The sequence below is a fragment of the Salicibibacter kimchii genome (assembly GCF_003336365.1).
Taxonomy (GTDB): domain Bacteria; phylum Bacillota; class Bacilli; order Bacillales; family Marinococcaceae; genus Salicibibacter; species Salicibibacter kimchii.
In genome coordinates this window covers 2,801,778-2,815,897 of record NZ_CP031092.1, presented here as the reverse complement: position 1 = coordinate 2,815,897, position 14,120 = coordinate 2,801,778, and the positions used below count along the sequence as shown (strand labels likewise).

Sequence of the window (14,120 nt, the reverse complement as noted above, 5' to 3'; positions counted from 1 at the left end):
CAACTACGTTCGACGCTTGCTTTTATAGCCATTCCATCACCTTATAACACAGAATTACTTCACCTTATAATAAAACTAACAGCCGGGAATCCTCTATACACAAGGTAATGGCTGTTAGTTTATTCCAAGCAAACTGAATACTGCATCTTAAATTCATTTTAACTAAATGTTTTTTGTCAAAAATCTACGGTCTATTAATTTTATATGACTGTAGATATAAATTTATTTTCCAGGAAGTCCTCCAGTGCTTCCGGACCACCTTCTCTCCCGAAACCACTTTCTTTCACACCGCCAAATGCTCCTTCTACTTGTGCCAAAACAGTATCATTAACTCCGACCATGCCATATTCCAGTGCCTCAGATACACGATGGGAACGGGATAGATCGGTTGTGAAAATATACGCGGCAAGTCCATAATCCGTGTTGTTTGCCTTGTCAATAACTTCCTCATCTGATTTAAATGAAAGAATTGGTGCAACTGGACCGAATGTTTCTTCATTCGTGATTATCATGGACTCATCAACATTTTTGAGTACCGTTGGTGTGTAAAAGAATCCATTTTCACAACCATTCTCCTCATATTTTTTGCCGCCTGCTACTACTTTCGCTCCTTTTTCAACTGCGTCATTGACATGTGCTTCTACCTTTTTCAAGCCTTCCTCATTAATGAGCGGGCCAACATCAGCGTCCGTTTGGATTCCATCCCCTACTTTGATGTTCTTGGCCATTTGGCCTAACCTTTCGGTAAATTCATCCGCAATGGTTTCTTGAACATAAATACGATTAGGAGAAATACAGGTCTGACCACTGTTATTCAGTTTACTTCTCAAAATTTGTTCAATGGATTTCTCCATGTTACAGTCTTCAAAAACAATTAGTGGAGCATGTCCTCCAAGTTCCATTGACACTCGCTTTACTTGGTCTGAGGCACGTTTATAAAGCATTTTGCCGACATTAGTCGAGCCAGTGAAGGTGATTTTTTTGATTCTCTTATCTGTTAACCATACGTCTCCAATTGGCTGAGGATCACCAATGACTAGATTCATAACGCCTCTAGGAAACCCAACTTCTTCTGCAAGCTCAAATAATTTAACTGCTGACATTGGTGTTTCTTCGGATGGCTTTAATACAACGGTGCAACCGGCTGCGAGAGCTGGACTCACTTTGCGTGTAACCATTGCAAAAGGGAAATTCCATGGCGTAATGGCAGCTACTGGCCCTACCGCTCCTTTTTTAATTTGCAGCCTTTTTTGTGCGTCAGATGATGCTATCGTTGTTCCATAAATTCGTCTCGCTTCTTCTGCATTCCAACGAATATATTCTGCTCCATTTTTCACTTCACCTTTTGCTTGTGCTAATGGCTTTCCTGCTTCCAGTGTAATAACCTTTGCGATCTCGTCCTGATTGTCCAGCACTTTGTGATATAAATCCCACAATAAATTAGCTCTTTCTACTGCAGGCCTATGTGACCAGTCTTTAAAAGCTTCAGACGCAGCACCTACTGCCTTTTTCGCTTCCTTTTCACCACCACTAATCAATTCAGCAATATTTTCTTTCGTTGCAGGATTGATCACTTTAATGAAAGATTCACTGTCTGCTTCGACCCATTGTCCATTTAGATATTGTTTATTCAGTTTCTGTGTATCTACTAATGTCATAATACATCCCTCGTTTCTTCATATCTTTTTTAAACTTTTTCAATCAGTGGCGTTTCATAATAAATATCATTAAGGAGCTCTTTTACTTCTTCGAGTGAAGCATCGCGTGGTGTGAATTTCATACTGTTTTCTTTTGTAACATCTACAGCCATTTCATCTAAATTCTCTTTATTAATGCCAATCTCTTTTAGTGACGGAATATCTACAGCATTACTCAACTTAACAATAGTTGAAACAATTTCTTCTGATATAATCTCTAATGATTTGTATTCCGTTTCAAAACCCATTGCGGAAGCCATTTCGACGTGTTTCTCTTTAACACTTTGGAGGTCACTATTATATTTAACTACATATGGCAAACCGATTGCATTTGCCACTCCATGTGCAACCCCAAAGTGAGAGCCCAGCGGATGTGCAATTGCATGGACCAACCCAAGTCCTGCCTGATTAAATGCAATTCCTGCCAGGAGACTTCCAAGCATCATGTTCTCTCTTGCTTCGATATTTGATCCATTTTTTACAGCTTCCTCAAGATTTTCAACAATCAGCTCTATTGCTTTTAAAGCATGGATATTCGACGGGATTGAGGCGTTTTTTGAAACGAATGCTTCGATGGCATGTGTTAAAGCATCCATGCCAGTAGCCGCAGTAATCGCTGGTGGTAAGCCAACTGTTAATTCGGGGTCTACTAAGGCAATGTCAGCTGCGACGTTATCTCCAGCAATAATCATCTTCCTTTGTCTTTCTGTATCTGTAATAATCGTAAATGCAGTACCTTCACTTCCAGTACCAGCAGTAGTGGGAATAGCAATCAATGGTTTTGTCTTTTCTTTCACAATCCCTCTTCCTTCATAGTCTTTAATGGAACCTGGGTTTGTTAATAAAATATTAATCGCTTTGGCACAATCCATACTGCTTCCTCCACCGATTGTAATAATCGCATCGACATCTGATGAAGCAGCAATCTCATAACCTTCCTCCACATTTTCAATCGTAGGATTTGGATAGACGCCAGTAAAGTGAGTTACATTAATCCCTGCTTTTTCAACAGGTTCAATAACTTTATCTGCAATCCCTGCATCTATTATCCCTTTGTCATAAACAAACAAAACATTATTTAGTTGTAAATCATTAATAACTTCTGGAACGGTTGCAGATGATCCCTTTTCAAAAATCACTTTACTTGGAACACTAAAATTAAAATTCATATTATATTCCCCCTTCTAGCTTAACATTCTCTTTGAAATGCACTAAAATTAAATTGAAAATTCATGCTGAATGTTTGTTATATTGCTTTTTATTTCCAATAAATTTGAAATCTTGTGGTTCGATAAGTAAAGAAATTGCAAAGCCAATAATTAAAGCCCAGAACGCTGAATCAATACCTAATATCGTGATCTCTGAAGCGGCAATTAGAAAAGCAAACATTGCACCTATTTTATGTGTTTCAGCACCCAAGGAACCTCCTATGGTAGTTATTAGAACTTTTAATAATGCCAGCCCAGCAATGATTGCCACAAAAAAGCCTGGCATCTCTTCAAAAAGAGATACTAAACTACCATAAAATGGAGCTGCAACAATAAATATGACGCCAAAAAGAATTGCTCCTACCCATCTTTTTTCTTTTGGCCCCGCTTCTGATGAACCAAATAGCCCAACCATCGGGCCTGCTGTACAAGTATTATAGGCACCGAAAAAAGCACCGAATGCGGTGGCGAAGCCATTAATAGCCGAGATTCCGTTTACAGGCGTATCTTTAAATCCTTCATTTTTCAGTAAAGCAATCGCAGTTGGGTTTTCCATCCCAATCAAAATTAATATTAAAGGCAAGCCGTAAATAAGAAAAGATTCAAAGGAAAATGCAGGTAATACTAATTCCGGGTACTCTACAGAAAATTCAACACCAGCAAAAGATACATCACTTACAAGTAAGTAAACGACACCTACGATGATAGAAGCCAGCACTGGTGGAACAACAGGAGCAAATCTGGTTACAATAATAAAAGTCCCAATCATTAATATTGCCGGAAGCAACGCACTTTCCAGTGAAGATACAAGGTCTAATCCAAAACTTAAGAACACTCCGCCCACCATAGCCATTACGATGGGGGTTGGTATTAATTCTATTATTTTACCCATAGACCCTGTAGTTCCTGCAAGAAAGACAATTATTCCAGCTATTATCGTAGCACCGAGTGACTCCGCCAACCCCACCTGCGAGACAGCTGTCGCAAATAAGACTGCTGCGGCTAGCGAACTCGCTATTGGTATTGGAATTCGATAATATGCCGGAATTAATATCCCAAATATTCCACCTATTAAGTATACACTCGTCACCCATAAAATGATCAGTTCAGAACTTAGTCCCGCCGCTGTACCGGCACTGATCATAACAATACCCGCCGGCAATCCAAAAGCCCCTCCGGCAAGTGCCGCAGTTATGTTCTTAGAGTTAATATCGCGTTTAAAATCTTTAAAGACATTTTTAAAACCAATACCTTTTTCTAACACTTTTTCACCTCGATTCATGGCTATATCTTTATCATATGAAGTTAAACCGCTTTCATTAAGCCTCTTATTTTTACTTTTATTTTCATATGAGGTATTAATCACATTGTATAACTTTATTTCAATTTGGTCAAATGTTTTTTTGCTTTGATTTCAAATCTCATTATTTAATCGCTTTCTAAAATATTTATTCCCATCTTTACCTCATTTTGATTTTTATATAAAAAATATCAGCATGCGAAAAGGCTGACATAACAGTACAATTGTAACAACCGACAGAGATGATACGTCTGTCGAAAAGAAAATGTTTATAATAAAGAATCAAGCACGAGACTTCCCGCACCTATACCAGCCGCATTTTCTCCCAATTCTCCTTGGCTAAAAGCGACCTCAAGTTGCGGAAATAATTTGTTATATCTTGATTTTGCTCCTTCAATCACAGACTCATAATATAAAGGAACATTTCTGTACAGTGGCCCGCTTAAAATTATTTTACTTGGATGGAAAATGATGATGAGATTTGCTACGCCGGCAGCAGAGTAAAGGGCAATATCTTTTACGGCTTGTTCACAGGTCTCGTCTCTTTGTTCCAATCCATTTAAAACCTGCGCAAACGTGAGATCAGTCGCATCATTGACTTTATCATGTAAGAGTGAGGGACGCCCTTCTTTTAATCTATCCCTTATTTCTTCGGTTAAGGCAGGGATTGTTGAATATGCATTCATACACCCATAGTTACCACATATGCATTTTTTTCCGTGTATATCCACAACCATATGCCCTTGACCGAATGCGCCTACTTTATCACCGCCAGAAGAGCGTAGAATTTCCCCATTCAACATTAATCCGAGACGGATTCCAACACCTTTATTTATATAGACAACATTCTTATGATCTTTACCAGCCCCGTGCCGATACTCTGCGTCTAATGCTGTATTTTCCCCATAATCAAGTACTACTTTTGTGTGAAAAGCATCTTTCAACATTTTTGTTATTGGAACATTTTTCCACCCAGAAGCTGGAAAATGAAGAGGGTCCTTAATAATACCATTTTCGGTATCAAGCGGGCCTATAGCGCTGACACCAACCCCTAGCAAGGAAGACGAAACCAATTCATGCTTTCTTAACATTTTATGAATTGATTCAATAAATTGCTGTACAACTACAGTAGGGTGACTCTCACTATTCATGTCAAACTTTTCTTCCTCTAACACAACAAGGTCTAAACGCATTAACAATACCTTTGAAAAAAACCTTGAAATATCTATACCTATAATATAATTAGCCGCTGGTTCAATGGAGTACTTTTTTGGTTTTCGCCCTCCACTAGATGCAGCTTCACCACTTTCATAAATGAGCTTTTTTTCGATTAACTCATCGATGAGCCGCGTGCATGTGCTAAGCTTTAATCCGGTCCGTTCAGAAATTTCAGCTCGTGTTAAATCGCCTTCATTACGAACACACTGGTATAACGTTCGTAAATTATTTCCTTTTTGAGTGGTCATTTCCAATATATCTTTTAACATGATTCTTCCTTTCGACAGCTAAGTAAAATCTCTTATAAACCTCTAATGAATCTCCAATTATTCATAAGGTGGTCTTATTCTATATCTTTTTTCCGTTTTAGTCAAAAGTTTTCAAAGTGTTGATATAGACGTGAATTTGAAAATGAAATTGGTTTTATTTAAGCAGTGGACATTTCTAAAAACAAAAAAATATCCTCAATCCTGTTAGACGATCCGACTGGATGCTAACAAACGAGGATATCCTACAAATTGCTAAAACCATACAGATAAGGTTTACCGGATTGAACTATAAAAACAAAGAACATAGCAAGTTATAAAACTAATACCGGCCACTTTTACGTAAATTATTTTACAGAGTACGTTTCTAAATCTTCACCAATAATAACCTCGCCATCAAACACTGCTGCCGCTTCATCATAAACTTCTTCCACGTCTGTATTGGGAAGAAAATGAGTTAAAACAAGTTTCTCTACCTTTGCATCCTTGGCTATTTGTGCTGCCTGTGCCGGAGTACAATGCTCTTTTTGTAAATTTCTCCAAATCATTTGCAGTTCTGGATTATCTGTATTTTTGTATGTTTCGTTTGAAGCTAAACACCCATCCTGCACTAATAGATTTGCTCCCTCCGCTAACTTTGAGGCATTTTCCGTTGGGGCAGTGTCACCGGTGTGAACAAACACTTGATCCTTCCCTTCAAATCGGTACCCAAAAGTTGGCACATTGTGCACCATCTCATCTGTAAAGATGCGTGCCGGTATTTCTGGATCCTCTACTTTTATCTCACCCGGCTTGTCAAACTCAATAATTTCGACATCCTCAAGAACTCCTTTTGGAGATCTCCCTAGAGAAATTCTATAATCAATGTCATCTTTAAATAACTCAAGTAATGTATCATGATAGTTTTTGATTCCTTTAGGTCCAACAATTCTAAGTTTACGGCGCCCAAGGCCCCATCCGCCAAGAAGAAATTGACCGTATCCAAAAATATGATCTGAATGCAGATGGGTCATAAATAAGTTTGTAACGGATTGGGGCGGAATATTTGCTCGTTGCAGCTGCGCTGTCGTGCCTTCTCCGCAATCGATTAAGATATTCGCTTCGCCCATTTGCAAAACTTGAGAAGGTCCTGATCTTTCTAAGTCTGGGCGCGGACTACCGGTTCCCAACATTGTTAACTTCCATTCACTCATTCTTTCAACCACCTTAATATATAAAATGATAATCTAACAAAATAGTAACTAGCTGAGGTAAAATAATAAGTACAGCTATTCAAGCAATCATAGCGATGACACCGGAACAACGTGTACTATTGGTTGCTCTCAGCTCTTTTAACTCACATATTCACTTCCATATCATCAAAGCGACTCTGCGCATGCAGTGGATCCATTTCATAATCGGCAATAAAGCTTTCCCAATGCAAGTGAATAGGTGTTTCATTTGCAATTGATTGATCATGAAACAATCTAACATTTAGTTCACCTGGTCGATCACTGGATGAAACTTCACACACCCCTTTAGTAACCAGACTACCGTTGACCAAACTGACTTCATAAGCACCTGGACACGGGAGAAAATAGTCGGGATCGATATAAAGAACGTGGTGCTTCCCTTTATTATGCAATATGCCCCGGCATTCATAGCGCTGACCGAGGTAATCAGGGATATCCTCTACTTTTCCGGAAGAAATAAGGTCGCGTAATAACGTTGAACTGATTTTTTTATTATGCTTTTCCTGTTTTTCGACAATGGTCACGCCAAAGCGGCCGACGGCGTCAACATTCAGTTGAGCCATATCACCTTTCCCCTTAAATCCATACTTATAATCAAACCCGGCTACAGCATGCCGACATTTCAAACCAAACAAGTATTCATCGACGAAAGCATCATGGGGGATTTTGGCCACTTCCGTATTAAAATCCACAACGTACAATAAATCGACACCAAGTTTTGCAAACATCTTTTCTTTGACAGCAAGAGGAGTCAAATACGTTGTTATTTGCTCCCCTTTTTTAATAACGGAACTTGGATGGGGGAAAAATGTCATAACCGCCAACTGAACATTTTTTTCATCAGCCAATGATTTTGCTGTTTTTATGATCTGCCGATGACCTAAATGTATCCCATCAAAAAAACCTAAAGCCATCACACACGGTTCACTGTTTTCTTTAAAGGTATTTGATATTGGGTGGTTTAGGTTTATGGTTTTCATATTATCCTCCCTCCTGAAGATGTCAGTTCATCAAATCAGGTAAAATCGTAATAATTTCCGGGAATAACGTGAACAAAATCACACCGATAATTAACGCCCCTACCATAGGCATAACCGCTTTGAATATTTTCTCAATAGGAATATCCTTTACGACACCGCTGATAATGTAAATACTAATGCCAAGCGGAGGTGTGATCAAACCAATGTTAACCACCATTACCATTATTACTCCGAACCAGAGGCCATCAAAACCAAGAGATGTAATTAAAGGATAAACAATGGGGAGTGTCAGCACAAGAATAGCGATTCCTTCCAAAAAGAGCCCTAACAGAAAATAAACAAGTAAAATAGCAGCTAAAATCATAATTGGCGACCAATCAAGCTGTTGAACAAACGAAGTAAGCTCTGTAGGGATACGGCTAATCGATAAAAATTGGCTGAAAAGTTCCGCACCAATTAAAATTAAAAAGATCATAGCAGATAAACGTAACGTATCACTTAAGGCTTTTCCTAATGCTGACCAGTTAAGGCGCCTGGATAATACTGCCAACAGAAATGAGCCAAACGCGCCGACCGAACCCGCTTCTGTAGGCGTAAATATCCCTAAATAAATACCTCCGATGCTGACGATAAATAAAAGGATAAACGGCCAGACATTTTTCAATGAACGAAAACGATCACCCCAGGAAGATTTACTGCTCGGAGGAGCAGCATCGGGATATTTTGCAATCCATACATAAATCACGAGAATAAAAATAAGCATCATAACAATCCCGGGAAGAATGCCGGCAATGAGGAGCGCCCCTATATCTTCCATTGTAAGAATGCCATATAATATTAGGATGACACTAGGAGGGATTAGCGGTCCTAACGTCCCCCCTGCCGCTACACAAGCCGCAGATAGAGACATACTGTAGTTATAGCGTCTCATTTCAGGGATGGAGATCCTTGCAACCGTGGCGGTGGTGGCATTGACGGAGCCGGAAATAGCAGCAAAGACTGAACTGGTCCCAATGGTTGTGACTGCCATCCCCCCCTTTAAATGCCCGATCCACTTGTCAACGGATTGATACAAATCTTGTCCAAATCCACTATAAGACAAGAACATGCCCATTAAAATAAAGAGGGGGATGACGCTTAATGAGTAATCGCTTACCGTGTTAAATGGCATACTTCCCAATTGCACCATTGCCGTATCAAATCCCCTGATCAAACCAAACCCTGTAACGCCAACAATGATCAAGGCAATACTGACAGGGAATTTAAATAAAAAAAGCAAAAGAAGAGCCACAACACCCATTATGCCTATAAATTCCGGACTCATGATTTCTGCGCCACCTCCCTGAAATGACTCAAGCCATTAAACAAAACTTTTGCCGCAAATATAAACGTAGCACCAGCTACAATAATGATAAACGGATACATCGGGAGGCCAAGGTCAGTCGTAATGATCGATCGGTTCATAATTCGCATGGCATGTTCCCAAAGTTGATAGCCCATTACAATCACTACAATAAAGACAACAGCCTCGACTGATCCTTCAATAAAATTCCTAACTCGATGAGACAAACGATCGACCAAAAAACCAATAGCAATATGCTCTCGATAATGATGGGTCATCGCTAGTGCAAAAAAAATCATTAACGCGGTTCCCATTTCTACTAATTCATAGGTACCCGTAATGGATTGGCTAAAAAAATACCGCAATAGAACATCTATTGGGATTAACGCCATGATAAAGAGTATAATAATACTTGCACATATAAGGAAGAATTTGCTAAGGGCTGTCACTACCTTTTCAGCTTTTTCAATATACTGCCACATCTTATCTACCCCTGTTCATCTCCTAATTCATCAGCTCTTTTGTAAACTTCTTCACCGGGGAGACCTTCTTCCTCCATGCGATTAATCCAATCATCAATAACGGGCTGCATTTCTTCCTCCCATTCCTCGAGTTTGTCATCATTTAACTCAATAATTTCAGCGCCCGATTCTACCGCTGCCTCCATTGCTTCGTCAGAACGTTCATCGATAATTTCACCGGCTGTGCGCGCGGTTTCTTCGCCCATGATTTCTTTTATGGCCTCCTGATCTTCCTCATCAATAGAGTTCCAGCTGTTTTGATTCATGACACCAAAGAATGTTGTGAAATAAAAATCTCCAACGGTTACATAGTCCACTAGTTCATGTAAACTATAGTCAACCAAGGTGTGAGGAGGGCCAACAGTTCCGTCGACAACACCCTGTTGCAAAGCCTGATAAGTATCTGCCATAGGCATGGACACCGGGGTTGCTCCCATCATTTCCAACCAATTGTTCACCTCAGGTGATGGAGAGCGAATAATCATACCTTCAAGATCTTCAGGACGTTCCACAGGTTCATCCCTTGTGAAAATATATCCGGGTTCTGAAGTGGATAACCATAAGGGAACGGTGTCATCGTATTCATCCTGTATCTCCGGAAATTCTTCATATAACTGCCACAACGTTTCTGATCCAGTCGATCCCGATCCACTCATAAACGGCAATTCCATAACCGATGTTAAAGGGAATTGACCTGGTGTATAACTGTGAACACTAAATCCGGCATCAGCTACACCCGTAGCCGCTGCTTCATAATGTCCGTCCGGATCTGCCAGTTGCCCACCCGGGTAGGATGTGAATGTCACTCTGCCTTCTGTTGCTTCTTCTGTCTCATCAATGAAGCCACTGACAAGTTCAGTTTCCTGGATATGATTATCCGGGAAAAAATGGGAGAATATGAGTTCATTATCTACGTTTGTCGTACCTGACGCTTCTTCAGTAATGTCACAGGCACCTAACAAGATCACACTAGCGAATAACGGAAAAAGCTCTTTCATCAAGTACACCCCTTCCATCTTTGTCATCGCTTACACTACGCAATATATAAAAGCGCAATATGTATATTGATCCGCCCCCATTTTAGCGGGGGCGATCAGAAAATCCTAATTATTATTGACCATCACAAATTTCATTTCCGTCATCTCTTTGACAGAATAACGAATGCCCTCTCGACCAGTGCCACTTTCTTTCACTCCGCCATATGGCATGTGATCCACTCTAAAGGTCGGTATATCATTAATCATGACACCACCCACTTCAAGTTGATCAGATGCTTTCATGGCTTTTTGAATATCTCCTGTGTATATGCCTGCTTGCAAGCCAAAACGTGAATCATTTACTTTGTCAATGGCTTCATCAACAGAAGATACTGGATCTATCGTGACGATAGGTGCAAACACTTCGTTACATGACACTTTTAAATGAGGAGCAACATTTGTTATGACGGTAGGCATAACGATATTTCCTTGTTTTGATGCACCAGTTACAACTTTTGCTCCCTCATTTTCGGCTTCTTGTACCCATGAAAGTGCTCTTTCTACATCACTTTCTGAAATAAGGGCGGATACGTTGGTTGTTTCCTCTAGCGGATCCCCAGCAGTCAACGTTTTCGTTTCTTCAACAAACTTCTCCAAAAACGTATCATAAATACTTTCATGAACATATATTCTTTGAAGGGAAATACAGACTTGTCCTTGAAACGTAAATGCGCCTTGAACACAGCGCGAGATGATATTGTCTAAATCGACATCTTCATCAACAATTAAAGCAGAGTTTGACCCTAACTCTAACACCGTTTTCTTTAGGCCCGCTTTACTGCGAATTTCTTTTCCGACTTCCGGACTTCCTGTGAATGTAATCATATTTACGCGTTCATCTGTCACAATCTGATTTCCTACCGTACGCCCACTGCCGGTTATGACATTTATAGCGCCATCGGGCAGGCCTGCTTCTTGAAGTAGTTCTGCTAAAAAGAAAGAAGATAATGGTGTTTGGGAAGCCGGTTTTAAGACAATCGTGTTACCAGTCGCAATTGCCGGCCCTACTTTATGAGCGACTAAATTCATCGGAAAGTTAAACGGTGTGATAGCTCCGATGGTACCTAGAGGTTCGAGAACAGTATATCCAAGTCTACGTTCGCCTCCCGGAGCTGCGTCCATTGGCAGCGTTTCCCCATATAACTGATTAGCTTCTTGAGAAGCGAATACGTACGTTTGAATTGTACGATCCACTTCCCCTCTAGCTGTGGCTATTGGCTTGGCAGCTTCTTTGGCAATGAGCTCTGCAGCTTTTTCACGATTCTCCTGTAAGAGGGTAGACAATTTTATAAGAATGTTACTTCTCTCATGAGCACTTAACTGTTGCATCTCTTCTTGAGCATTTTCTGCCGCTTGAATGGCCGCCTCTGTTTCCTCGCTTGTTGCTTTTGGTATTTCTGTTATCACTTCAGAAGAATAGGGCGAGCGTAGTTCATCATATTCATTTGCTTCCTTCCATTCTCCCCCTATAAACAAAGGCTGTTTTACAGCTATATCTTCTGTTTTTAACATATTCCCAGCTCCTTACCCCGCTTTTTAATAAAACGCTTCCAACTGATCAAAAAATTCTAGCACTAATTACGCTTCTGTTTCAAAGAAGCCGAGCGCTTCATAAAAACGCTCGGTATTTCTCCCGTAAAACGTCCTACGCTTTTCATTTACCAAACTGCGGGATATGGTGATCGCCAAGTGCGACATGGATAATTTGAATCTCTGTATAAAACTCAAAGGCATAGTGGCCACCTTCTCTACCAATGCCACTATGTTTAGAGCCTCCAAATGGCGTTCGGAGATCCCTGACATTTTGGGAATTAACCCAAAGCATTCCGGAATCAATGGCTTGGGCAACTCGATGACCTCGTTTGATGTCGTTTGTCCACACGTATCCGGCAAGTCCATACCGTACATCGTTGGCAAGATCAATCACTTCTTCTTCATTTTTGAATGTCATTACAGCAATAACGGGGCCAAATATTTCCTCTTGCACGATACGCATATGGTTTTGAGCACCAAGCAGAATTGTAGGCGCAACAAAGTTTCCTTGGCTTACTTCTTCTGGGATATTACCGCTGAAAACTTCACAACCTTCTTCTTTTGCCAGTTCCAAATATCCTTTTACGTTTTCATAATGATTCGTATGGATAAGCGGGCCTACTTGCGTTTTCTCATCCATCGGGTCACCGACAGTAATATTTTGAACCCTTTCCTTTAATCTTTCTGTAAAACTTTCAGCGATACTCTCATGCAAATATATACGCGAATTCGCTGTGCAACGCTCGCCGTTAAATGAGAAAATGCCCCATGTGGCAGCGTCTAATGCTCGTTCGAAATCCGCATCATCAAATACGATAATCGGAGACTTGCCACCCAGTTCCATAGAAAATTGTTTGAGTGAATCCGCACCATTTTTCATAATTTCTGAGCCTGTCGTTGTTTCTCCGGTGAATGAAATGAGTTCCACATCAGGATGGGCAACAAGAGAAGCACCTGCTGTTTCTCCATAACCATGTACGACATTAAATACACCATCTGGCAACCCTGCTTTATCAATAATTTCTGCCAAACGGTTAGCTGTTAGCGGAGACCATTCTGCAGGTTTTAACACAACGGTGTTCCCAGTAGCTAAAGCTGGTGCGATCTTCCATGTTTCCAACATAAATGGTGCATTCCACGGTGTTATGAGACCGGCAATGCCAACCGGTTTATGGATAGTGTAGTTTAAAAATTCGTCATCGACTTGATACACTTCACCGACAAGGCGGCTATTAACCATCTCGGCATAAAAACGGAAGTTATGCGCCGCGCGGGCAACCATTTTTTTCGTCTGACTAATCGGAAGACCTGTATCGTACGATTCTAGCGGTGCTATTTCATCGATGTGCTCATCAATTAAATCTGCAATTTTGTTAATATAAGCTAGACGCTCTTTGAGTTTGAGTTGACCCCATTCGCCTTTAAACGCTTTACGAGCTGCCGAGACTGCTTGGTCAATGTCACCTTTACCTCCGGAAGCAACATCATTGATTTTGTCATTGGTGAATGGATTGTGATTCGAAAATACTTCTTGATTCGCAGCGTCCACGAAATTTCCATCAATGTAAAGTTGAATGTCTTTCACATTTTTCTTCACAGAATCCAACGTTGCGCTCGCTACTTGTTTAGACACGTTATCACTCCTATTTAAGATTAAGTTTTCCTGATATTATTATATATAAAATAATATATGATTTCAACAAGTTGATTTGCTTTTTTCTTTCCAACAATGACTTGTACTGAAAACTGCTCCATAAGCTCTTCAAGCTAGATATGGAGCAGCTCT

General features: G+C 40.3%; 11 protein-coding genes. All 11 read right to left on the bottom strand.

Annotation, left to right across the window (positions count from 1 at the left end):
* Positions 1–200: 200 nt before the first annotated feature.
* Positions 201–1,658, bottom strand: a complete 1,458-nt coding sequence (locus DT065_RS14260; protein WP_114374510.1) for an NAD-dependent succinate-semialdehyde dehydrogenase — start codon at positions 1,656–1,658, stop codon at positions 201–203.
* Between the two features lie 29 nt (positions 1,659–1,687).
* Complete coding sequence (locus tag DT065_RS14255) at positions 1,688–2,866, bottom strand: iron-containing alcohol dehydrogenase (RefSeq protein WP_114374508.1); 1,179 nt, start codon at positions 2,864–2,866, stop codon at positions 1,688–1,690.
* A gap of 61 nt (positions 2,867–2,927) precedes the next feature.
* Positions 2,928–4,271, bottom strand: coding sequence for a benzoate/H(+) symporter BenE family transporter (locus tag DT065_RS14250; RefSeq protein WP_227002621.1), 1,344 nt, complete (start codon positions 4,269–4,271; stop codon positions 2,928–2,930).
* 203 nt (positions 4,272–4,474) lie between these two features.
* Entirely contained in the window at positions 4,475–5,692 is a 1,218-nt protein-coding gene (locus tag DT065_RS14245; protein WP_114374506.1) for an ROK family transcriptional regulator, read from the bottom strand.
* Positions 5,693–6,036: 344 nt separating this feature from the next.
* The gene (locus tag DT065_RS14240; protein WP_114374504.1) at positions 6,037–6,882 is read right to left on the bottom strand and encodes an MBL fold metallo-hydrolase; all 846 of its coding nucleotides are present in this window, start codon (positions 6,880–6,882) and stop codon (positions 6,037–6,039) included.
* Between the two features lie 143 nt (positions 6,883–7,025).
* Positions 7,026–7,901 (bottom strand): FAD synthetase family protein, encoded by an 876-nt coding sequence (locus tag DT065_RS14235; RefSeq protein WP_114374502.1) that lies wholly within the window; start codon positions 7,899–7,901, stop codon positions 7,026–7,028.
* Positions 7,902–7,923: 22 nt separating this feature from the next.
* Positions 7,924–9,225 (bottom strand): TRAP transporter large permease, encoded by a 1,302-nt coding sequence (locus tag DT065_RS14230; RefSeq protein WP_114374501.1) that lies wholly within the window; start codon positions 9,223–9,225, stop codon positions 7,924–7,926.
* Entirely contained in the window at positions 9,222–9,725 is a 504-nt protein-coding gene (locus tag DT065_RS14225) for a TRAP transporter small permease (protein WP_114374499.1), read from the bottom strand. Before DT065_RS14225 ends, DT065_RS14230 begins: the two co-directional genes overlap by 4 nt.
* A 5-nt stretch (positions 9,726–9,730) precedes the next feature.
* On the bottom strand, positions 9,731–10,762 hold the full coding sequence (locus DT065_RS14220) for a TRAP transporter substrate-binding protein (RefSeq protein WP_114374497.1): 1,032 nt from the start codon (positions 10,760–10,762) through the stop codon (positions 9,731–9,733).
* A 105-nt stretch (positions 10,763–10,867) separates the two neighbouring features.
* Positions 10,868–12,313, bottom strand: coding sequence for an aldehyde dehydrogenase family protein (locus DT065_RS14215; protein WP_193550773.1), 1,446 nt, complete (start codon positions 12,311–12,313; stop codon positions 10,868–10,870).
* 142 nt (positions 12,314–12,455) lie between these two features.
* A complete protein-coding gene (hpaE, locus tag DT065_RS14210) occupies positions 12,456–13,931 on the bottom strand; it encodes a 5-carboxymethyl-2-hydroxymuconate semialdehyde dehydrogenase (RefSeq protein WP_114376338.1) in 1,476 nt (491 codons plus the stop codon).
* Between the last annotated feature and the right edge of the window lie 189 nt (positions 13,932–14,120).